The sequence below is a fragment of the Dickeya sp. MK7 genome (assembly GCF_000406305.1).
Taxonomy (GTDB): domain Bacteria; phylum Pseudomonadota; class Gammaproteobacteria; order Enterobacterales; family Enterobacteriaceae; genus Dickeya; species Dickeya fangzhongdai.
The window spans coordinates 959417-982419 of sequence record NZ_CM001984.1 but is presented as its reverse complement, the minus strand read 5'-3'; the positions used below and the strand labels follow the sequence as shown (position 1 = coordinate 982419).

The 23003-nt window shown below is 51.2% G+C and carries 21 protein-coding genes and 2 pseudogenes; 12 read left to right on the top strand and 11 right to left on the bottom strand.

Annotated elements, in window-relative coordinates; genetic code table 11:
* Positions 1-126: 126 nt before the first annotated feature.
* The 3 genes from DXXMK7_RS04440 to DXXMK7_RS21630 form a co-directional block, all read right to left on the bottom strand.
* Positions 127-1251, bottom strand: coding sequence for a site-specific integrase (locus DXXMK7_RS04440; RefSeq protein ID WP_038918036.1), 1125 nt, complete (start codon positions 1249-1251; stop codon positions 127-129).
* Positions 1252-1368: 117 nt separating this feature from the next.
* Entirely contained in the window at positions 1369-1593 is a 225-nt protein-coding gene (locus DXXMK7_RS04435) for a DUF1778 domain-containing protein (protein WP_038918035.1), read from the bottom strand.
* 325 nt (positions 1594-1918) lie between these two features.
* Entirely contained in the window at positions 1919-2161 is a 243-nt protein-coding gene (locus DXXMK7_RS21630) for a helix-turn-helix transcriptional regulator (RefSeq protein ID WP_071605161.1), read from the bottom strand.
* 89 nt (positions 2162-2250) lie between these two features.
* On the opposite strand from DXXMK7_RS21630, the gene DXXMK7_RS21625 reads away from it, so the two are divergent.
* Positions 2251-2400: a transposase gene (locus DXXMK7_RS21625; RefSeq protein WP_071605160.1), complete on the top strand. Its 150-nt coding sequence runs from the start codon at positions 2251-2253 to the stop codon at positions 2398-2400.
* Here DXXMK7_RS21625 and DXXMK7_RS04430 read toward each other — a convergent pair.
* The 6 genes and pseudogenes from DXXMK7_RS04430 to DXXMK7_RS04405 all read right to left on the bottom strand — a co-directional run bounded on the left by DXXMK7_RS04430 (position 2384) and on the right by DXXMK7_RS04405 (position 10105).
* Positions 2384-3526, bottom strand: coding sequence for a Fic family protein (locus DXXMK7_RS04430; protein WP_038918034.1), 1143 nt, complete (start codon positions 3524-3526; stop codon positions 2384-2386). The two genes, DXXMK7_RS21625 and DXXMK7_RS04430, sit on opposite strands and share 17 nt — an antisense overlap.
* Positions 3527-3763: 237 nt before the next feature.
* Positions 3764-4131, bottom strand: a pseudogene (locus DXXMK7_RS04425) (GNAT family N-acetyltransferase); the annotation flags it as partial.
* Positions 4132-4369: 238 nt separating this feature from the next.
* Entirely contained in the window at positions 4370-5176 is an 807-nt protein-coding gene (locus DXXMK7_RS04420; protein ID WP_038918031.1) for an oxidoreductase, read from the bottom strand.
* Positions 5177-5221: 45 nt separating this feature from the next.
* Positions 5222-8284: an efflux RND transporter permease subunit gene (locus DXXMK7_RS04415; protein ID WP_038918030.1), complete on the bottom strand. Its 3063-nt coding sequence runs from the start codon at positions 8282-8284 to the stop codon at positions 5222-5224.
* A complete protein-coding gene (locus tag DXXMK7_RS04410; RefSeq protein ID WP_038918029.1) occupies positions 8281-9393 on the bottom strand; it encodes an efflux RND transporter periplasmic adaptor subunit in 1113 nt (370 codons plus the stop codon). Before DXXMK7_RS04410 ends, DXXMK7_RS04415 begins: the two co-directional genes overlap by 4 nt.
* A gap of 94 nt (positions 9394-9487) precedes the next feature.
* Entirely contained in the window at positions 9488-10105 is a 618-nt protein-coding gene (locus DXXMK7_RS04405) for a TetR/AcrR family transcriptional regulator (RefSeq protein WP_038920824.1), read from the bottom strand.
* A 124-nt stretch (positions 10106-10229) separates the two neighbouring features.
* On the opposite strand from DXXMK7_RS04405, the gene DXXMK7_RS04400 reads away from it, so the two are divergent.
* The 7 genes and pseudogenes from DXXMK7_RS04400 (at position 10230) to DXXMK7_RS04375 (ending at position 18305) form a co-directional block, all read left to right on the top strand.
* The gene (locus DXXMK7_RS04400) at positions 10230-11711 is read left to right on the top strand and encodes an efflux transporter outer membrane subunit (protein WP_038918028.1); all 1482 of its coding nucleotides are present in this window, start codon (positions 10230-10232) and stop codon (positions 11709-11711) included.
* Between the two features lie 32 nt (positions 11712-11743).
* Positions 11744-13153 carry an MATE family efflux transporter gene (locus DXXMK7_RS04395; protein ID WP_038918027.1) on the top strand — a complete coding sequence of 470 codons (1410 nt, stop codon included), beginning with the start codon at positions 11744-11746 and terminating at the stop codon, positions 13151-13153.
* Positions 13154-13255: 102 nt separating this feature from the next.
* Positions 13256-13556 (top strand): annotated as a pseudogene (locus tag DXXMK7_RS04390) (transposase); the annotation flags it as partial.
* Positions 13557-13773: 217 nt separating this feature from the next.
* Positions 13774-14877: a hypothetical protein gene (locus tag DXXMK7_RS04385; protein WP_231348844.1), complete on the top strand. Its 1104-nt coding sequence runs from the start codon at positions 13774-13776 to the stop codon at positions 14875-14877.
* Between the two features lie 658 nt (positions 14878-15535).
* Entirely contained in the window at positions 15536-16672 is a 1137-nt protein-coding gene (locus tag DXXMK7_RS04380) for a linear amide C-N hydrolase (RefSeq protein WP_038918025.1), read from the top strand.
* 245 nt (positions 16673-16917) lie between these two features.
* A complete protein-coding gene (locus tag DXXMK7_RS21615; RefSeq protein ID WP_071605159.1) occupies positions 16918-17586 on the top strand; it encodes a glycoside hydrolase domain-containing protein in 669 nt (222 codons plus the stop codon).
* A gap of 74 nt (positions 17587-17660) precedes the next feature.
* Positions 17661-18305, top strand: a complete 645-nt coding sequence (locus DXXMK7_RS04375; RefSeq protein WP_049842533.1) for a hypothetical protein — start codon at positions 17661-17663, stop codon at positions 18303-18305.
* A gap of 174 nt (positions 18306-18479) precedes the next feature.
* Here the strand turns inward: DXXMK7_RS04375 and DXXMK7_RS22795 are convergent, their stop codons facing one another.
* Together DXXMK7_RS22795 and DXXMK7_RS04370 are read right to left on the bottom strand one after the other, a co-directional pair.
* Positions 18480-18629 carry a hypothetical protein gene (locus DXXMK7_RS22795; protein WP_162942909.1) on the bottom strand — a complete coding sequence of 50 codons (150 nt, stop codon included), beginning with the start codon at positions 18627-18629 and terminating at the stop codon, positions 18480-18482.
* 9 nt (positions 18630-18638) lie between these two features.
* Positions 18639-19493 (bottom strand): hypothetical protein, encoded by an 855-nt coding sequence (locus tag DXXMK7_RS04370; protein WP_038918023.1) that lies wholly within the window; start codon positions 19491-19493, stop codon positions 18639-18641.
* Positions 19494-19968: 475 nt separating this feature from the next.
* Here DXXMK7_RS04370 and DXXMK7_RS04365 point away from each other — a divergent pair, with 475 nt between their 5' ends.
* Genes DXXMK7_RS04365 through DXXMK7_RS04350 form a run of 4 tightly spaced genes read left to right on the top strand, consistent with a single transcriptional unit; the run spans position 19969 to position 22979 of the window.
* A complete protein-coding gene (locus tag DXXMK7_RS04365; protein WP_038918022.1) occupies positions 19969-20358 on the top strand; it encodes a hypothetical protein in 390 nt (129 codons plus the stop codon).
* Positions 20359-20377: 19 nt separating this feature from the next.
* Positions 20378-20770 carry a hypothetical protein gene (locus tag DXXMK7_RS04360; RefSeq protein ID WP_038918021.1) on the top strand — a complete coding sequence of 131 codons (393 nt, stop codon included), beginning with the start codon at positions 20378-20380 and terminating at the stop codon, positions 20768-20770.
* A 1-nt stretch (position 20771) separates the two neighbouring features.
* Positions 20772-21848 (top strand): hypothetical protein, encoded by a 1077-nt coding sequence (locus tag DXXMK7_RS04355; RefSeq protein ID WP_038918020.1) that lies wholly within the window; start codon positions 20772-20774, stop codon positions 21846-21848.
* An 18-nt stretch (positions 21849-21866) separates the two neighbouring features.
* A complete protein-coding gene (locus DXXMK7_RS04350; RefSeq protein WP_038918019.1) occupies positions 21867-22979 on the top strand; it encodes an HBL/NHE enterotoxin family protein in 1113 nt (370 codons plus the stop codon).
* The last annotated feature ends 24 nt before the right edge of the window (positions 22980-23003 follow it).

The window sequence follows — 23003 nt, the reverse complement described above, 5'->3', positions numbered from 1 at the left end:
CACACCGGATTATCAGTGTGATATGTAAAACACGTCGTCTGGATAGACAGTCTGATTAGTCGAGATCCCGACATAAAAAATGACGATATTTAGCTCAACATCGTCATATAAAAGTTATCTACATTGCTAAAGTGGGCTGATAAGAACCCTATCAACTGAATTGACTGAGATAGCGCCGGGTGGCGGAAGTCTCTTACCGTTTTTCGCTGCTATAGCCTGAAATCGAAGTAATTCCACAGAGGCAATTTTCAGGGCATCATCATGCGTTGAAGCCGTCACAGACAGGTTATCAAGATCGGAGAATTTCAATGTAACCGTTGTATCATCGACATCAATATCCGCTGGGTAAGGAACAAAGATGGATGCTAGTTTTTTAGCCTGTTTCTTATGTGCATCCAGTTTGCTCACGAGGTGTGTTGCACGAAGGTGGGTATAGCGTTTCAACATATTCATTGATTTATGACCTGATATCGCAGCCACTTCCATAACATTTAACGTTCCCAGTTCAAAGAATCGGCTGATTGCCTCATGTCTGAGATCGTGAAAATGTAGATCGTCGATAGCCAGAGCCTTCAAAGCCACACGCCATGCGCTTTTAAAGCCACTCGACGTGTAGCTAAAGATATAGCCATTCTCATGATGTGGCCGTTCACCTAGACCACACAGAATTTGCCGTGCTTTTGATGATAATGGGACGTCTCGCGATGTCCCATTTTTCGTCAAAGGCAAATGGGCAACGCCGAGGCGAAGATCGGTATATTCCCATCTCAACGACAAAATTTCGCCTTGCCGCATTCCCGTTTCCAATGCGATCTGAAAAATAGCCAATAATTCAGGATTTTTATCTTTGAAGTATCTGGTTAGCTGTCGTTCTTCCTGAGTGGTTAACCTTCGGGTACGGCCTGACGATACGGTAGGCTTGCGAACATTTTCAACAGGGTTTATAGAGCATGTGCCCCACTCAACTTTTGCCAGATTATAAAGCGCCGATAACAATGCTAATTCCAGTCGCACAGTATTCGCACTTATCGGCTTTTGCGTTCTGGCGTTAAATTCCGATAATCTATTATCTCTATATTCTGCAATGTCTATGGATGAAATTTCATCCATATTTCTGTTAGCCAAACGCGAACGCTTGATAACATTGATTCGATAGAACTCCTGCAATTGTCCTCGTTTATGTCGCGAAACCGTGGAAAAATACTTATCCAGCGCTTTACTTAACAGTATCTTTTTTATACGTTTTTTCACTACTATTGTCTTCCCTATTGGTCAAAGGGAAAGACAATACAACAAATTAGAGAGCGCATTTAGGTCTCTGCTCGCATGAACCTTCCAATACAGAGTGGGGTGGCTCAGGGGCTGAGATCATTTTTCCTGTTCCCACGGTGCGAGTGTTTGCATGGTTTTGCGTAGCGCGGCGTTTGGCGCAGGAGCTTGATCCAAGCGAGCAAGGAATTCCTGATAAGCATCGGGATCTGCCATGATGATACGTTGATCGATCAACGCTTCCTCAGTAACGGCTTGTTCATCTGGCTCGGTACGTAAATTTAATGCCACACGTTTATCAGAAACGTCTTTCTCTGTCGGCATAATGTTATCCTCCGCGGTTCCCTCTGGAGAGTAATTGTACAGTTTGCATAAGGCTTATATCATTACGATTTACATAGCATAGGGAACCGAACCGAAGGAACGAACCGGGTATTTCTTTATCGAATATGGCCCATCATTCTGATCTATCTATGAAAACACGGGTCAACCTGCGGGTCTTGACAACAGACACGGTTAAAATTTATGCTACATTTCAACTTAATAGAAAGCTGAATGATTCCGAGTCCGGCACCACTTATTCAGAAAAACCAGCCTACAGGCTGGTTTTTTGCTTTTGGGGAACCAGGTTCGATTCTCTACGAAGGGATTATTGCGTCTCCCCTTCCCCATGATTCTGGCTCATATCCTGATAGCGTGACGGCCAGATATCCTCCGGCTGCTTTTCCAATGCACCAGCAATTAATCTCTCACCTTTCGGCCAATGTCTTATCAATGCGTTAGCGAGTGTTGAAGACGCTAATCCAGATGCTCTTGATACCGCCGCCAGCGTTGTGCCTCGCTTTCTTAACCCGGCAATGATGTCTGCCGGATGCCAATCGTGCTTATCCATTTATCTAACTGTAAGTATCCCACTAAACCGGACCATTCACTTTTAGCGATCTTCCGACATACTGATTATGTCCCTCTGAGGAGATCGCTATGCGTAAAGCTCGATTCATTGCACACCCGGTCATCGCTGTTTTGAAGTCCACCGAAGCAGGACGTACCATAAAAGATGTCTGCCGCGAAGCGCGGATATCTAAAAGTAATAATTCTACAATTAATGCCTACTTCACAAATCAGGAATAAACCCTTCTTCCCGCAGCACCTTAATCACCCCACGAATCAGATATGAGTTAGAAAACTTCGCCGTATAGGAACGAGCGCCTTCTTCCACTGGCTGGAGCAGTCCCCGATCGATCAACTTACCGAGCTGATAAGTCACCTGCGCCGGTTTTAGGTCAGGTAAAGCGGTACGGAGATCACCCGCTTTTATCGTCCCTAGCTCGACAGCGCGTTTCAGAACTTTAGATTCCAGCGAGTTTATCAGCCCTCTTTCAGATGAGAAGTCGAGCGCCGGATACAGTATTTTTGTACTCAAAAAAGCATGGTTTGTCAGTTGATCGACTTTCTTCAACTCAGATGAAATACCCGAAAGTACATACAAACACCATTCTTCTAAACCCTGCTCAGTTCCTTTATCCGCTAATGAAAGCATGGCGTAATAACGCTCGCGATCATTACAAAATACCGCTGTCGGATTAAGAACCCGTCCACCTGCCTGCACATTAAAACCATACTTGATCAATAACGCATAGGTCAGCAGTCTGACCGTTCTGCCATTCCCGTTGCCAAATGGGTGTATCCAGCCAAAACGATGGTGCACCAACGCAATCTTCATCAGATCATATTTTGGTTTATCAGCACGGTTAATAAAGGCGGTCAGTTCTGCCATATAGTCAGGAACATGGATATGATCCGGCGGTAAATGGTCAGACTGAGCAATGCTGACGTTATGTTGTCGATAGGCACCAGGAGTTTTATCACCTTCCTGTTGCAACCCGACAACCGCCAGACTATGTAGCTCGCGGATAAAATATTCCGTTATGTCATCACCATTATTTAGATGCTCGTCGATGAATTCCATCGCAGCTTCAATATTGTTGATTTCTTTCAGTTGATCCGTCGAGTTATGTGTTCCTTCAACTTTGCTTTCAACATAGTCGGCAAGCGTGGTGTGGTTTCCTTCAATCCTCGCAGAGCCCAGACTTTCCAGCATGTGGAAAACGGCCTTCAACTGCGCAAACAGGATAGGGTGAACATCCGTTTCCAGCCTCAGATGCCGGAGTAACTCCAGTTCCGTCAGCGCGTCGACTAAAGGGGAGTCAAAACTGGGGTTCAGAAGCGAGAGTTCAAAGTGATTAAATTGAGCCATGATATGTAGTTATCTCAAACCGAGCATGACGACATCTCGAAATGATAGCAAAAATATCAATATAATCCATAAATTATAAATTACATCATTTATGATTATCTCAAAAACCACGGATTCAACATATCAAATCTACGTTTAAAAGATGTTCAATATGGAGAGAAACAGGCCGTTGCCTGTGCAAATATCCCACTAAAACAAACCATTCATTTTTTAAGATTCACGAGCACAACATCAATTTCAAATTGATAAACTCCCCAGCAAATCCCCCAACGTTACCATCAATATGATCGGATCCATCGGTGAAGGCTCAAACCCCACTCGCAGATAAAATTCCCGTGCCTCATCAGACAACGCATGGAGCAGCATCCCGCGAATGCCGATAGTCTCAGCAACCTGAATTACCCGCAGCCCGGCATCGCGCACCAGCGCCCGACCAATGCCCTGACCATACAATGATGTATCTACCGCCAGACGCCCCAGCACCACCACCGGGATCGGATCGGGCATGTTGCGGCGAAAGCGTCCGGGAGCGGCATTCGTTGCTACAGCACGGAGGCCAATGAGTAATACGCCAGTACCTTAGCGTCATCGCAGCAAACGAATGAACCGAAGGAACGAACTGGGCGTTTTTTATCGTATGTATCCCATCATTCTGACCTATCTATGAAAACACGAGTCACGCCATGATTCTTGACAGCAAAGCAGGCGGGACCAAACGGTTTCGGTCCCCCCTCCTCCAATGGCCCGACAACATCTGTTCCTGTCACGACGATGCGTACCGTGTTTCCCGTACTCATGGCGTATCTCTCTAAGGTGCTGATGGTTTGAGGACTAACTGGATTTTCAACTGAGCCCGAAGGTTTTGCGTAAACTGGCGTCGACAGGCCCGGCAGGCATAAAGCGGCGCAATTTGCGTAATAGAGAGGCTTGCCCCGACGGTGTACGGCGCATCTGCCACGGCCCCAGAGCAGCATCAACAATCGTGGTTGCCACCCCCTCAGGATCGGGAGCACTTTTGACGCTGTTGACAATGGCTTGTGATGCCTGCCCCCGCTCGCGATCGTAGCTGTCGATTTTGGCGCTGGCCTGCGGCGCATTGATATCCAGATTGGTTCGGGTGAAGGACGGTTCCACCAGCGTGACGCGGATACCAAACTGGCGTACTTCGTGATCCAAACTTTCCATAAGTCCTTCCACCGCGTGTTTGGAGGCGGAGTACAACCCCATGTACGGCGCCGGGAGGAAACCGAGCACCGAACTGACATTGACGATCCTCCCGCTACCCTGTGCCCGCATATGCGGCAACACCGCCTGTACCGTACGCAAAAGACTGAACACGTTGGTATCGAACAGCGCGGCGGCCTCCGCTATCGATGTCTCTTCCACTGCGCCGACTAAGCTCGTTCCTGCGTTATTGATAAGCACATCAATGCGTTGAGTTCGCTCAACGATAGACTGAATGCCGCGCTGTACGGCTTCATCGTCACGCACATCCATTTCGATAAACTCCACACCGGACAAGGTATTCGCCGTATTGATGTTGCGCACAGTGCCGAAGACGACACAGCCCTGGCTGGCAAATTTCTGTGCTACGGCACGTCCTATGCCTGATGACACCCCGGTAACCACCACAACCTTTTGTTTTGACATAGCAAGTCCTCTCAAATCAGATAATAGGAGTGAATTTATGGATCATTAGTGACGGACCGCCTTGATCCTGAACCAGATGGAATACATGGCCGGCAGGAACACCAGTGTGAGGATCGTTCCGGCCAGGGTGCCGCCAATCAGCGTGTAGGCCAGCGTTCCCCAGAACACCGAATGGGTGAGCGGGATAAACGCCAGAATTGCCGCCAGCGCCGTCAGGATTACCGGTCGAGCCCGCTGCACGGTGGCTTCGACGACTGCACGGAACGGATCCAAACCAGCCTGTTCGTTGTGGTGAATTTGTCCAATCAGTATCAGCGTGTTGCGCATCAGGATCCCCGACAACGCGATAAGACCAACCAGTGCGTTGATGCCGAATGGTTGCTGGAACAGGATCAGCGTCGGCACCACGCCGATCAACCCCAGCGGGCTGGTCAGGAACACCATCACCATCGCCGAGAGTGAGCGCACCTGTAAGACGATGATGAGCAGAGTGATAGCCAGCATGATGGGGAAGATCGGCAACATGGCAGCCGTTGCCTTACCTGACTCTTCAATCGACCCTGCTTCTATGATGTGGTAGCCACTCGGCAGCTTTTCGATGATGGGCTGAAGCCGGCGGGTTATCTCGGTTGATACATCCGGCGGCTGTAAACCGTCGGCGATGTCGCCCCGGACGGTGATGGTCGGCATGCGGTCGCGCCGACGCATAATCGACTCTTCCATACGCACATCAACCGTGCCCACTTGAGATAGCGGGATGCGCTGCCCGTTAGCGCCTGCCAGCGTGAAGTCGCCAATTTGAGCCGGGTCGAGTCGGGTATTTCCAGCCGAGCGCGCCACAACCTGCACGGTGCGGATATCCTCTCGTACCGAGGTGACAGGCACGCCGGTCAGCAAGAATTGCAGTTGCTGCGCCACCGCGCTGGAGGTCAGCCCGACAGCCTGCAATCGATCCTGCTGCAAGGTGAAGTGCAGCGTAGGCGTGCGTGTGCCCCAGTCGACGTTGACGGTGCGCATCATCGGGCTGGCATCCATGACCTGCTGCACCTCAGCGGCGATGTGGCGTAATTGGTCAGGATTCGGCCCCGTAACCCGATAAGCCACCGGGAACGGTGAATAGGGCCCGAATACCAATTGGGTGACGCGTAAGCGGGCTTCAGGGGCCAGGCCATCGGCGATAGCCTGACGCAGCCGGTATTTCAACGCTTCGCGTTCATTCTGGTTGTCGGTGCGCACCACAATTTTGGCAAACGACGGATCAGGTAACTCAGGTCCCATTGAGAAATAGAAGCGTGGCGCTCCCTGGCCGATGTAGGTGGTGACGATCCTGGCCTCCTTTTGTTTGGCCAGCCAGGCTTCCACTTTCGCCGCGCTGGCGCTGGTTTGGGTGATCGCCGTGCCGTAAGGCATCTGTACCTCGACCAACACTTCCGGGCGATCAGAGATCGGGAAGAACTGTTTCTTGACCACAGACATACCGAGTATGGCCAGGGTGAACAGGCCTACGACTGAACCGGCAACCAGCCACTTGCGGGTGATGACGCGTCCCAGCAGTTGACGGAAACGGTTATAGCGCGGCGTATCGTAGAGTGCCTCATGGCCGCCTTCGACCTTCCTGAAATCGGGCAGTAGTTTGACGCCGAGATAAGGCGTGAACACCACCGCGACCACCCATGAGGCAATGAGCGCGATGCCGACGATCCAGAACATGTTGCTGGTGTACTCACCCGCAGTAGATCGGGCGAAACCATTCGGCATGAAGCCGACGGCCGTGACCAGCGTGCCGGAGAGCATGGGTGCCGCGGTATGGCTCCAGGCATAAGCAGAAGCGGCGATGCGACTGTAGCCTTCTTCCATCTTCACCACCATCATTTCAATAGCGATGATGGCGTCATCCACCAACAGTCCCAGCGCCAGAATCAGCGAGCCCAGGGTGATGCGGTCGAAGTTCTTGCCTGTCGCCAGCATCACCACAAACACCACAGCCAGCGTCAACGGCACGGCGGCAGCAACCACAACCCCCACACGCCAGCCCATGCTGAGGAAACTCACCAGCATCACCACCAGCAGTGCGGCGAAGAATTTCATCATGAACTCATCGACCGCAGAGCTGATGTTTACCGCCTGATCGGTCACTTTGGTCAGGCTCATGCCTAAAGGTAAGCCAGCGTTGATCGTTTTGACCTCGCCATCCAGCGCCTTGCCCAGATCGAGCCCGTTCCAGCCGTCGCGCATGATGATGCCGAGCAGCAGGGCCGGTTCGCCTCCGCTGCGCACCATGAAGGTAGCCGGGTCTTCATAGCCACGCTTGACGGTGGCGATATCCGACAGTTTCAGGGTTCGACCTTGCGTCACCACCGGCGTATCACGGATTTTCCGTAATTCATCGAACGCGCCGTCCAGACGAATAAACACCTCCGGACCGTTGGTCTCAATGGAACCAGCAGGGGTCAGGGCGTTCTGGTTATTGAGCGCGGCGAACACGTCCTGCGGGCTGATTCCCAGCGTTGCAAGCCGCTCATGCGAGAACTCAACATAGATGCGTTCCGATTGCTCGCCGATAATATTGACCTTTTTTACGCCGGGAACATGCAGCAGCCGCTGGCGCAGCGTCTCCGCGTCGCGCACCAACAGCCGCTGTGGTTCGCCTTTCGCCTTGAGTGCAAACAGGGCGAACGTCACATCGGAATACTCGTCGTTCACAAACGGCCCGATTACGCCGGGCGGCAGGTTACGCACCTCGTCACCGACCTTTTTACGGGCCTGATAGAACTCTTCCTGCACGTCGGACGGCGGCGTGCGGTCCTGCAATGTCAGCGTGGTGAAGGCAAGACCGGGGCGGGTGTACGTCTCGGTACGGTCATACCAGCGCAGTTCCTGCATGCGCTTCTCGATCTTTTCAGCGACCTGATCCTGCATCTCCTGTGCGGTAGCGCCGGGCCAGGCCGTGATGATCGTCATCACCTTGATCGTAAATGCCGGGTCTTCGGCACGGCCCAGTTTGAAGAAGGAGATCCCCCCCGCCAGCGAGATCAACAGAATCAGGAACAGGGTGATGGCGCGTTCGCGTACAGCGAACGCCGACAGGTTGAAACGGCTTTCGCTCACGGGCGACCTCCAGCAACAGTCGTAGCGGCAACCTCAGCGACCCGCACCGCTTCACCTTCGCGCAGCAGATGTGCGCCGAGCGCAACTATCCGTTCACCCTGCTGTATCTGCCCAGTGAGTCGGATGTCGTCGTCCCCCATGTGCTGGACGGCTACCGGACGCCAGGTTACCGTCGCCGGTTCACCACGAATGACCCATACGCCCGGCCCTTTGCCGGCGTCAAATAAGGAACCTATCGGCACCTGCAAGCTATCTTGTGTGGAGGCCTGTTCTTCTGGTACCTGGATCGTAACCGTTGTTCCCAACGGGGCGTCGGCCAGTTCACCTTGCAGTACATAGCGCGCTTCGAATGTGCGCGTCAGCTTGTCTGCCGTGTTGGAGAGTTGTCGCAGGGTGGCCGGACTGCCGTTGCCTGCTTTGCCGAAACGTGTCGCCAGCCCGGTTGATCCGAGCGAGGGGCGCAACGTTTCCGGTAACTGAATAACCGCTTCACGCTGCCCAGCCTGAGCCAGGCGAACCACAGTCTGCCCGGCATTGACCACCTGGCCCGGCTCGGCCAGCGTGTCCATGACGATGCCATCACCATCGGCGATCAGGACGGCATAGCGGCTGGCATTGCGGGCAACGTCGGCCTGCGCTTGTGCCGCACTGAGCTGGGCTTTGGCCGCATCTGCCGCCGCTTTCACCTGGTCATAGGCTGATGCCGATATCGCCCCGGTTCCGCGCAGGCCGCGATAACGGGCTTCATCTTCGGCAGTTTGCAGCGCTCGCGCACGGGCGGCGGCTACCGCCTCCTGCTGCGCACGCGCGGCGAGATCCAGATCGACAGGGTCAAGACGCATGAGCGGCTGACCACGTTTGACCGCTTGCCCCGTATCCACCAGCCGCTCCAGCACTTTGCCGGAGACACGAAATCCCAGCTCACTCTCTATCCGGGCAGCCACAGTCCCCGTGAAAGATCGTGATTCAATCCCCGCTCCCCGGACGATTGCGGCGCGCACCAGCGGTGCTTCAGTACGTGGATCGGATGGTGCTTTTTCACCGCAAGCGGCCAGGGCGAGCGGCAATGTGCAGATGACTGCAAATGAAAGGAAGCGGCGACGAGCCATAGTAGAGTCCCCTTGGCTGATTAATCAGGAGACTCATCTTTAATCACGTGACCAATTTAGTCAATAGTCACTTAATGGCATCGTAACCGCTGTACTATGGCGATAAGCTGCGGAGTATCAGGCTGGACAATTGCGCCGGCGCCTCATCGGTGTGGTCAAAACTATGCTGCAAAATCAGTGGATTAAGGTAAGGTCGCATGACGAGATAAATCGCTGCTGTCGTTTCATCAAGAGGGGTCTTGCGTTCAAAATCCCCGCTCTTCCGACCTTCCAGCAAGATGTCCTGCAGTAATATCTGGATGCGTTCCTCATAGGCGCGTGCTGCCTGCCAGCGTTCGGTTGCGGCCGAAGCTGCAATTTCATAAAGCTTTCGATCCTTGAAGAACAAACGAAGGCTCGCTTCAACGATGGCCTTAAACATCCGCCGCAACTTCTCCGGCGGCCGCCCGGCTTCCTCAACAGCAGCCCGCACTTCAGCTTCGATCTCTCGCAGGCAGTTGGCGCAAATCATCTCACCAATCACCTGCTTAGATGAGAAGAACTTATAAATATAGGCCTTGGAAAAACCGATGGCTTTGGCGAGGTCAGAAACGGTGGTCTTTTCATAGCCATACCGGCTGAAGTGTTCGGTCGCTGCGCTAACTATTTGATCTCGAACATCATGGTCAGCCGGGCCCCGGTTCGAAACGGGATAAGGGTTTTCTTTACTCATGGTCTGCAATTTACCCCTGACGTAATACATAGGGGGCAGTTTACCCCCCTGACCTACCCGTTGACAACGAGTGACTATTTTGTAATATGGTCACAACTCAGCACTGTGCCTACATGGGAAAAATATGTTACCCAAGCCTCCTTTTATCGTACTTACCGTGGCTGGTCTGTTAGCCGGTTGCGCCGTCGGCCCTGATTACAACCGGCCCGATACGCCAATGCAGGAAAAATACTTTGGTCAGGCGGCAGTCAATCAACGACATGCTGCCACCCGTGCTGAGCTTCTTACATGGTGGGAGGGATTCGGCGATCCGCAATTAACCCGATTTGTCACCCTCGCGCTGGAACAGAATCTCGATCTCGCGCAGGCATCCGCACGGGTGCTGCAGGCTCGTGCCGGTCTTGGTGCGGCGAATGCCGCACTACTGCCTTCCGGCAATATTTCCGGTCAGGCGAGCAAAGCTTACCAGTCTGTCGAAACCCCGTTGGGGAAAGTATTGAATTCGACACCTCATTTTGACCGCTACGGCAATGCTTACGAGGCCAATCTCGGCGCCAGTTGGGAACTGGATGTGTTCGGCGGTTTGCGCCGTGGACGAGAAGCCGCACTCGCTGAGTATCAGGCATCTGAAGCGGGGGCGGTAGCAACGCGTCTGGCGGTAGCCGCACAGACCGCCGACATCTACATCACCATTCGGGGATTGCAGGCTCGTCTGAACGTTGCCCGTCGGCAAGTACAGACGGAACAGGAACTGCTCTCGACCGTTAATCGCTTGTATGACCAGGGGCTGGCGGCGGAACTTCAGGTGAGGCAAACCGAAGGCGTACTGGCGCAGGTGCAGGCATCGGTACCCGTTTTACAAACGGCGCTGGATGCGGCCATGAACGCACTGGATGTGATGCTGGGTTCTGTACCCGGTACGCACCGGGCAGCGCTGGCTGACGCGGGATCCATTCCAGCCGCTCCGCAAATCGCCGCGACCGGATCGCCGGGCGAGCTGCTTCGGCGCCGGCCAGACCTGATCGTGGCTGAACGTCGCTTAGCCGCATCCAACGCGCGTATTGGCGTCGCCGTTGCCGAATATTACCCCAAATTTTCCCTGAGTGGGCTGCTTGGCAGCGCGACGACGGTATCCAGCGGCAACCTGTTTACCGGTGGCGCCAGCCAATCGTCCGGTGTGATAGGCCTGCGCTGGCGGCTATTCGACTTTGGCCGCATCAACGCACAGATCAACCAGGCCAAAGGCCAGGAAGCCGAGATGCTGGCAGCCTATCGGCTGGCGGTACTACGGGCCGCTGAAGATGTGGAAAACGCCTTCTCGGCGCTGGTTAACCATGAAGAGCAGGCCCGTGTGCTTATGCGAGGAGTTGACTCATTGAGCCGGGCGCGGGATGCCGCGTTTACGGCTTATCGGCATGGCACCCTTAGCCTGATAGAGGTGCTGCAAGCCGACGAAAATATGCTGCGGGCTTCCGATGCGCAACTGCAGGCACAAACCGAATCCGCACGCGCGGCGGTAGCGGCTTTCAAAGCGCTCGGCGGCGGCTGGCAACCCGGTGAAACGGGAACGGTCGCGCCCGGTCAGCGCGGCCATAACGGCGTTTAAATTTTATACATAACACTGAGTGTCGGGCCTGAATGATGACTAAGTTATTACCGAACGTAAACCGAAGCCATGAGCCGACCGCAAGACAATTGACCACGGATATGCTGGCCGGACCCATCCTGCCGGTCATGCTTCGTCTGGCGTTGCCGACGGTTGCGGTTATGGTGGTGCAGACGCTGGTAGGCGTGATAGAAACCTACTTCGTGAGTTCGCTTGGAGCTGATGTTCTGGCCGGGGTGGCTGTTGTATTTCCCGTGCTGATGCTGATGCAAATGATGGCGAACGGCGGCATTGGCGGCGGATTATCATCGGCGGTGTCGCGGGCATCCGGCGCGGGTCAATGGCAGGATGCTCAGGCGCTGGTGTGGCATGGCGTTATTATTGCTGGTGTTATGGGAGCCGCCTTTGCCGCCCTTGTCCTCATTGGCGGTAATACCTTGTATCACTTGATGGGCGTTAAAGGGCCAGCGCTTGCGGCGGCGGTTACCTATTCGAGCGTTGTCTTTGCAGGGGCGCCGCTGATCTGGGTGGTTGCGTTGTTGTCAGCCGCGCTACGTGGAGCGGGCGATACTAAGACTCCTGCACGTATCACCCTGTTGGGGGCCGCGATCCTACTGCCTTTGTCACCGGCCTTGATTTTAGGGTGGGGGCCAATACCATCATTTGGCGTCGCCGGGGCTGGTATGGCGATTCTGGTCTATTACCTCTTCGCCACCCTATTGCTGGTAAAGCACATGCGGTCAGCTAAAAGCGTTATCAGGCTATCAACGGCGCCGCTGCGCTCACGGTTGTTCAAGGATATTCTTGGCGTTGGTCTGCTATCCGCTATCGGTACCGTGCAAATCAATTTGACCGTTGCCGTAGTGACCGCCGCGGTAGGTCGGTTTGGACCTGATGCTATTGCCGGGTATGGCATCGCCTCAAGGCTGGATTATCTACAAATCCCTCTGCTGTTTGGTCTTGGTACGGCCATCATGACCATGGTCGGCGTCAATCTTGGAGCGAAGCAAGTGCGACGCGCGCAACGCATTGCCTGGGTTGGCGCAGCCGTCGCGTTTACGTTTACGGAGCTAATCGGACTTGGCGTGGCGGCCTATCCACACCTCTGGCTCACTCTTTTTAGCGCAGATCAGCCCATCGTGACGGCGGGAACCCGCTACCTACAGAACGTAGCGCCGTTCTATGGCGCTATAGGCATCGGCATGGCACTCTATTTCGCCGGTCAAGGTGCGAAACGCGTGCTCTGGCCCGTATTAGCCGGAACCGCACGCATGGCTATCGCGGCTTTGGTGGGATGGCTGGCTGTTACACAGTTTGATGCTGACTTGTCATCGCTTTTCAAGATCGTCGCGCTGAGTGCTTTTGTTTATGGTGCCATAACTGTAGCAGCCAGCTTAGGCATTGGACGGTCAAACCGTTTGGCCATATCGACTGGGGCTTGATTTGGCAAAGTAACATCAAGCTTATCGGGGTAGCCTAATACATCGCCACGGGTTTACAGACACCTCAAAGTCATTTGAAATGACTTAAAAAAAGAGGTGCCTATGAGCGGTAAACGTTATCCCGAAGAGTTTAAAATCGGAGCGCTGAAACAGGTTGTTGGTCTCGGCCATTCTGTTTATAGCGTGGCAACACGCTTTCATATCACCACCCATAGCCTTTACGCCTGGGTAAAGAAGTACGGCTCGGGCTCTTCCACCAATAACGTTCAGTCAGATGCTCAGGCTGAGATCCGACGGCTCCAGAAGGAACTAAAGCAATTTACTGACGGGGCTAATTAAGCAGTTTTGGCTTGAGTCCGGTTGCGTATATGGCTACCGCACGATCCACCTCGAACTTCAAAAATAAGGTAAATACATCTAATGATTTGGCTATTAGAAATAGTAACCTCATTGAAACAAATTTTACCTTTATTAAAGTAATTCCATCTCATCTAATAGAAAAACAATGATATCATCAATATGTTATTATATGTAATAAACCATCATCCATCTATCCGATTTTTAATAAATTACGCAATAACTTCTTCTTGATAATGATTTTTCGATAGGAGAAAACCATCTTGAAATTACTAATAAAAATATGCATCCTTATATTAATATCGGGCTGCACAAATCTAGTAAATAATAAAGCAAACAAGCCGGTAGCTATCTCGCGCAGTACTGATGCTATAGCGGTGGCATCAAGAATATCTCTTCCCGTGATGTCTAAGGTAGTAGCAGGAAATCGTTTTTACTATGTCCGGCTGCGGATTGGAGACGGCCCGGAAACTAATGTTATCCTTGATACAGGTTCTATCGGGCTTCGGGCTATATCTACGGTAGTACCCCATAGGAATCAGTTTGGCCGAACTATTGTTTACAGCTATGAGAGCGGCAACGAATTACACGGTAGTGTTTCAAATGAGCGCATTACCGCAGGTGAACATCAACTTGGAACCATACCGATTCAAGTTGTCGATCAACTAAGATGTAGTGCGCAGGTGCCGAATTGCACGGTAGCCAAGCTTGCCCCTTCCACCCCATTTGCACAAGGCATTGACGGCCGTAGTAGCCAAGAATTTGGTGGCATCATGGGTATTCGGCTCTATTCACATGATCGATTGATACCCAATCCTTTAAGAGCCGCGGGCTTTAAGGGGTGGATTGTGCAACTTCCGCGCCCTGGAGAAGAGCAAGGAGCACTTATTCTCAACCCATCAATGGCAGAATTAAAAGGGTTTACTCGAATCAAAGTAGATAAAAACGGGTCTGTTCCCGCTTGCCTTGATAGTGGCAACGCTACGCAGATCCTATGCCTTCCAACTGTGCTAGATAGCGGCGATCCGCATGTTTTTATTTTTGAACGCAATGTTAAGAACCATGTGATGTCACCGGGCACTTTAGTAAAACTGAGTCTATTTGATGGCGATAGAGACGATCAAAAAGTGGTCTTAAAATTCACTTCAGCCCAAAATCCAGGAAAAGAATCAAAGGAATTATTGCACTACAATCCGGCATTGATTTCTTTTAAATCGCTTAACAGGATGTATGACACACCATTTATTAATTCTGGGTATTTACCGTTTCTTGATTACTTAATTTATTTTGATGCTAAGGATAGCGTTATAGGCATGCAGGAACGAAAAATCGCTAATCCCTCAGGACAACAAACCGTAGCGAATTGACCCTTACTCGAAATGATGTTAATTCCCCTGAACGGAGGTGGTGCCGATGAAAAGTCGCGATTCACCGAAGAACATTGCCCTGACGCAAGAGTAACTAAGCACGCCGGTAGCCAAGGTCTGTCGATGCTATTTCCTTTTGATGGCCGACACAGAGCGTGTCATCGTCCAGAACCCGTCTCATCTCGGAATTAAGCTGCGAACGGCGTAGCGTCGTAGATCACCTCAGTTTCCAGGGCCTTGTTACTCATTTTGGTCACGATAGTTTCCTTCGTTATGAAAAGAAAACGTAGTCTGGAGCAACGTAGTGACAGATCCTGTCACCACGGTTAGAGGGATGGCCACCGTCATGCGTGACGTTGAAGAAGCCGTTGAATTTATCGATGAAGAACTGAAACCATTTCCACACTGATCATAAGATTAATATTACAAAGAAAACATATGCCTTCGCAGAAGGCGATTAAACAGTAGCAATGATCGCAATTCAAAATCGGCAGATAACTAAAGCAGAACCAGAAATTAAAATATTATTGCGACGAAAATATAGAAACAAAAAATTAATCCACTAAAAATAATCAACAATTGAAAATCTAAAAAATACGAATGCAATGGCGGATGCCATCTATAATTAACTGGCATTGAAAAACTGAAAGGAAAAAACATGAAGAGAAATAATAAGCGAGTTAACTCTGTTGCTTGCATTATATCGCTGGGCGCATTAATACTTAGCTCATCCGTAACGTTTGCCTGCACACGGCTAGTTTATCTGGGTGATAATAATGAAACGATCACCGCTCGCTCGATGGACTGGAAAAAAGATGTGGGAACAAACTTATGGGTATTCCCACGCGAGTTACCTCGTTCTGGCGAAGCGGGACAGCACTCGCTTAAGTGGGTGTCTAAATATGGCAGCGTCATCGCATCGGCTTACGATATCTCGACAACAGATGGCATCAATGAAAAAGGGTTAGCCGCCAATTTGCTGTGGCTGGTAGAATCAAAATATCCCACTACTGCGCCTACCGCTGAAAAACCGGGGCTAAGTATCGCCGCCTGGGCGCAATATGTGCTGGATAACTTCGCCACCGTCGACGAGGCGGTTCAGGCGCTAAAGCAGGATAAATTTACGCTGGTCACCGCCAATGTTCCTGACGAAGAACGGCTGGCAACGCTGCATTTGTCATTATCCGATGCATCCGGCGATAGTGCGATTATTGAATATATCGACGGCAAACAGGTCATTCACCATAGCCGGGAGTATCAGGTAATGACCAATTCGCCGGTTTTCAACCAGCAATTGGCGCTCAATGCCTACTGGAAAGAGATAGGTGGAAGCGTCATGTTGCCGGGCACGAATCGGGCGGCGGATCGTTTTGTGCGCGCCTCATTCTATGTGGATAATATTGCCAAAAATGAAGGGCATGATAAAGCTTTAGCCAGTGCATTCAGTGTGATACGTAATGTTTCCGTTCCCTACGGTTATACTCTGAAGAATGAATCGGACAAACCGAACAAACTGGATAAATTGAATAAGCCGGCTGGACCAAATGAACCTGATCAACCGAATATCGCCTCAACCCGGTGGCGTAGCGTAATTGATCATAAATCCATGCAATATTTCTTTGAATCGGCCTTATCTCCCAATATCTTTTGGGTCGATCTGAAAAAGATTGATTTCTCTCCACGTGATGGCAGCGCCATGAAACTGGATCTGGGGCCGAACCAAAGTACGATCTACTCCGGGCAGGTTTCAGAGCAATTTAAGAAAGCAGAGCCCTTCAAGTTCGCCGGAATATAAGGTATCACACCAGATTATCCCTTCTCTATGGAGGGATAATCATCTGGCGGATGATATATCAATAGCATGTCAGATAGCCAATTGGTATGAACCAGGAATATACCAGAAAGTATTTAGCGTGCTGGTCAGCGATAGCTGCCAACGCCACTAAGATACTTTTCCACCGATAACGCGAATTAACACGAGCAGTTTTACATCCTGAAGCCGCAAGAGAGAATCTCGCACTATTTTGATATGAGGATATTATGCCGACATATTTCGCTGGATTTGATTCTTCTACATTCCCCGGTAATGAACTGATGGGCTGGTTCCAAGAAAATACCAACCTGACATGGTGTGGGTATTATCTTGCCGCAGCGCCGAGCCATGAAGATACGAGCTGGATGGGACAACGGGCAACCCTGCAGTCTGACGGCTGGGGATTAGCGCCAATATACGTTGGGCAGCAAGTCACCGGTCCGGGTTCTCATGAAGTAACGCCGTCGCAGGGTTCAGAAGACGGCCAACACACGGTGCAACTCATGAATAGCGAGGGCTTTCCCGCCAACAGTTGGGTCTATCTGGATCTCGAAAATGGCCCGCCTTACCCAACTGCGCAATCCGGCTATGTACAGGCGTGGGCAAGCGCGGTGCAAACCGGAGGATATCTCGCAGGAATTTACTGCTCTCATGACCTGGCTGCCGCGGTACAGCAACAATTACCTGCCAGCCGTATCTGGGCATTCAGGGTAAACACAACCGAACAGGAACCCTTTCCTGGCACAGATTTTCCGACGGTAGCGCCGGATGGGTGTGGATATCCGGAAGCCACAATGTGGCAACTACGACAAAACTGTGTAGTTACCGCTGGTGATGACGCCTGTTCTCTGACGGTGGACCTCAGCAGCAGTACGGTTAAGGATCCTTCCTGCTAAAACAGGCAATCACTCATAAACCGTCCCTGTCATCAATCAGGTATGACATAAACCAATACAACCGGTAGGTTCAGATGTTTATGCAAAATTCATGTTTCAGCCGCTTTTTATCTGCTTTTTTCCGTCGGCACAGCCTGCTGGTCATGTTGATGGTCGGTCTGGTCTTGCCCGCGTTGGTACAGGCGGCAGAGACGAATACGACATCCCCTCTTCCCCCGGCGGCGATATCGTTGCCGCCGATGTCCAGCCCGGCCAGCGTATCCGGAATAGCCGGCTCCGGACAGTTGCTCCCACCAACACCGGTGAATCCATTGCCTTATATCGCCGTTAGTCCATTACCCAAAACTTTGACGTATTTGATTCTGGCCGGCATCACGCTGATATGGGTGTGCGCGCTTGGCGTGGTGACAAAAACACTGCGCAAAGATCAATGGAGTTTGAAGAATGCGCTTGAGGAGGAAGTCGAGCTGCCCGCCGGCACGCCGCCGCCGGCATCCGGCGTCATGCCATTGATGGTAGCCAGTACCTCGAGGCTGATCGCGTTGATAGGGACTATCATTCTCGGGACGTTTTTTCTGGCGATTGGCTATTATGTGGTCTGGCAGCTCTGTAACGGTCAACCCATCCAGGATGCGCTCGATGCCTGGAGCTATTTTCTGGCTGGTACAACATTGTTCCTGCCCTACGGCTTTAACAAGGCATCGTCATTATTTAAGTAACCGAAACAGCCATATGGATAGCGCACGCAGGCTGGCCCGGTAGCTATCTTGAATAATATTTTTAGGCTGTACCCTTAATGATGCGTTCCGCATTTCACCCTGAAAATAGCACGGTGGACTGAATTAGCGACACGCATAATTAAAGGGTACAGCCTGATAGTGCCGGATTTCACGTCAATGAGGAAAGGTGGCCTTGACTGTCCACAACCCATTAGGCTGTTTTATTTTTTCCACTACGGCCCCTTCACTTTCAAAATCTTTTACTACTTCGTCAACCTGATCAGATGGGATATCGGTGAGTTCATTAACCGGTTTCTGGTTCATAGCCGCTCCTTATTTAATAGGTATTTCTTCAACAGCCTTTTCCCTTGCAACCGAGTAAGTAGCGCCTCTGATAAACAAAGTAATTGAAACGCCCGTCAACCCATTGGCACTCATCCATGAAGTGATCTTTTTCTCATTCAACTTATTGATGTTATTACCATCAGGCTTCCAGAATTTACGAATCAAATCACCGGCATCATCCTGCTCATAAGACGATGAAATTATCGCGGCGATCTCATTATCCGCTTGCGATTTCAGCACGCCAGCCTGTTTATTGACCTCACTAACCGCACCAATAATAGTGCCTGATTGGTAATACGCTTCTATATCCACCAGCCCTCTCATCAACGAATAATCCCTGACGCCTGATTTCATACCTGAATAGATGAGCACCAGTGTTTTTTGCCGGCTTGCCAGCATCTGCGAAATCAAGGCTGGCAGCGTAGAATCATAATATGCATTTTTATCAACAGACGACTTTACACCCGTCACCGTTGCCGATGTGGCTGATAATATCGCTTGCGTGCTCGACACTGTTGATACCGCCGCTGTTGCGCCCAGCGCTAAAACCAGAGAGTCCGCACCAATGCTCAGCTTTTTATTTTCAACCAATAATCCATTGATAAACTGATTAAAATTAATATCTATCGCACGTATTCTGGCCGACAAGACTTCGTTTCTATATCTCTTCTTTTCATCATCATTTAGCTTTGCATTGTATATCCCAATAACATCCTGCTCAAAGTAAGGTTTTAGCATTATCAGGTCATTTTTCACATCATATGACCGTTCCGGCATACCTGATATCGTAGAACATCCAGAGAGAATCAAGCCAGAAAAAACCAAAAAAAGCATGCTTTTCATTCAGCCTCCATCCGTATTAATTAATTCACCCATAAATTATTTCACAACCATTGATAAAATTAAGACTGCATTTAAAACATTAGAAAGAAACATTCGATAAATAATCAACAAATGAAATGAATTATGAGAGACCAGAAATAGTCATTGCCTGCAATTATATTGCAATTGACACCCATGAAAAAACCATTTCAACAAAAATATTGTGGTTATTTCCATACCTCTCTCAATAAAATAATATTACAACCAACCGGAAAAACAACCTTCATAGAATACAATCAGTTACGCTACTAAAGTCTGACACCAACGTAAGTAAATAAAAGAAAACACAGCCAAACTTATTTGACCATCACAGATTCATGATATAGAAATAAAAATAATCAAAATCCACCACCGGAATTATTTGAATAATTCACACGAAAACCAAAAATAAATTAAAAACCGTGTTCCTCATTGAGAAATAAGGGCGACAACAGCAATGAAAATTATCAATGTACTTATTGTGGTAAATACCACCGGCACCCTCACGTCTGGAAATATTACCGGGTACGCCTATCTGGTGGATAGTAACGGTTTTTTGGGGTCCTGGGGAGAAGGCAGCGCAGCCTTGCATACCGTGGCTCAGAATGGCGACCAAATTCAATGGCACGCCGTACCGGTAAGTCCGTGGGGTGATGTGACTATCACCGGTTTTTCCGGGCCGCTGGTGGAACAAGGCATTTGCCAGCCGCAAAAAGAAGCGGCGGACGGCAGCCCCTGGCTTGGCTGGGTGGAATCGCGAGGGCAGTTCTCATTCTTTTCCTATGAAGTGACCGTGTTGGTGGGAGAAAAAACCTTCTCCCTCAATGCCGCCATCGATGTGGTGTAACAAAACGAGGAGAAATGAAATGAACGAAATTGACGTACTTATCGTGGTGGATGCCGAAGGCGCGCTGGCGTCCGGCAATCTGGGTTCCAATGTGTACCTGATCGATACCAACAAATATATCGGTTCCGGTAACGAAGGTCAGGAGGAGTTGAAGACCGCCTGTCAGGACGGCCAAGTCATCAACTGGCATGTCACCGGCGTTTCGCTGTCCAGCGACGTGTCCATCATTTCGTTCACGGGCCAGATGGTGAATGACAAAGTATGCGTCCCTGTCGCAGTGAACAGCGTCAATGGCACGTACTGGCAAGGCCGGGTGGAAGCGCAAGGCACCACCGGCAGTCAGCAATATTCCGTGGTTCTCGGCCTGGACGGCCGTTCCATGACTTTTGACCCTTTCATAGTGATCAGCTGATATGTTAAGTCCATCCGTATACGACGCACAAAACCTGCTCACCGACGCTTTCAATCAGGTGATGCAGCTCGATAGCTACGCCTTCACCTGTAGCAACACTATCATCGGCAAACTGCCTGATGACCCTGACTGGCTCGCTTCGGTGCGCAGCCGGATGTCAATGCTGAGTGATGCCGGCAACCACTGGGCTCAGGACAAGCCCGATCTCTGGGGGAGTATTCTTCTCCAGTTCCCTGACTACGCCTCAACCTTCGCCGGAGTGGTAAGCGCTACCGCGCAAAAAAACAAACCGTCGCAGAGCCAATGGCTGGAGCTCCTGAAGAATGTGCTTCTGCCCCAGTTGAACAACGCGGTGGAAGCCACCGGCACCGCTGCTGATGCGTTAAATAGCCACCAGCAAGCCTTCGCCGATATCCAATCCTTGCTCGATAAAAGCATCAGCGAAGGCTGGCAATCTCTGGGTCAGGAAGAGCAACAGATGCAGGACATTGCCGCCAAACTGCAGCACCTGCAGGATCTGGTGGCGTCCCTGCAAAGCAGTATCACCAGTGAAGATATCAGTACCGGCAAAGAAATCGCCACCACCACCGTCAAACTGCTTTACAAGGTAGCCACCGCAGCAGGAGAAAGCGTCTCCTTTCTGGAAATGGCGTCAATGGCCGTCACCATCGGCAAGTACTTCTATAACGAAATAGCGGACACCGCCGAGATAGCCAGCACCCTGAAAGAAATTGCCGACCTTCAGGATCAAGCCTCCGACGCCGCCCAGGCGGCGGCTGGGACCAAGCTGGTGCTGCAACTGTTAAACAACCTCGAACTGACCTTTTCCAAAATCGGACAAGGGGCTTCCGACTTGAAAAGTTTATGGAGCAATGAGCGCGACAAAGTCACCGAAGCCATCAACGCGCTTGAGGCCGGCGCCGACCCTGGGCAATTGCTCGATCTTTTCACGCTGCCAACCGCCAACACCAACTGGCAGACGCTTGCCGCCTTCGCCAGCGGCATTCCGCAACGGGTAGCCCAGGTTGGTTCACCTGTGATTCTCAACCCGCAACAACCCAACGAGTATTCAGCCTAATCCCTAAAGGAGCGAGATATGAGCAGCAACGTGACTACCCTGCAAAACAAGACCCAGAAAGCCTTTCTCAGCCTTAACCTGATCACTCAGGCCTGCCACGGCGTTCTCAACACCGCGTTCGTTCAACCACCGTCAAAACCCAGTTGGTATGACGGCCTGTCCGCCAAGCTGGATGCGGCTCAGGCTCACGCCAGCGACTGGATCGACAACCTGGCGCCGGATATCACCAGCGGCGTCCCTCTGGCGGTAGTCGATTATGGAACGACCTACACAGCCATCAGCCAGCAAATCCAGCAGATTGTAAAAGCGCATCCCAATGCTAGTGGGGCAGATGACCAAAATGTCCAACAGGTCGCCAAGTTGATCGCAGCATTGCGCGATCAACTCGCCGACATGTTAAGCAGCATGGATACCACCTCGCAAAAACTCAAAACGTGGGGTGACAAAATGCAAAAGTCCCACGATGCGCTGACTTCCGGGGCTAGCGATATTCAATCGGCAGAAACCGACCTCACCAGTGATGTCGCTAAAATGAACCAAGCTATCAAGACATTACATGACATCATCACCGCAGAAAACATCGCACTGGCTGCCAGTATTGGCGCGACTTTCCTCGGCATTATCCTCGGTATACTCGGCATCATCTTACTGCCGGAGACATTGGGTGCCAGTGCCATATGGAGTGTCGGCGGAGTAATGTGCGGTATTGGTGGCCTTCTGGCCATAGGAGGAGCCGTTGGCTGGGGGGAAATGCAGAAAAAAATAAACAATAACTTTGATGAAATCGCGCAAGACCAAAAAGAATTGGATGCCGATAAGCAACAGATCGTAGCCTTGCAGGGTCTGGCTGCTGCCAGCCAGCAGGCCGTCACCTATATCAATACCGCCACTTCCGCCCTGTCCGAGTTTCGCACCAGTTGGGCCATGTTCGATGGCGAATTACAGAGCGTCGCCAACAAGCTGTCACAAGCGGAAGATTCCCTTTCGACCATTGTTCAGGGAGCCATCTCAAGTGGGGCCGACACGGAGTGGAATATGGTTATCAACTTCGCCCAGCAGTTGGCGGACCTGCCGGTTTCCGTCCAGAAGGGCACCATGACGATGAATGGCCCCATACAGCAAGCCTCCTAACATCCGCCCTTATACTCCCTCGCC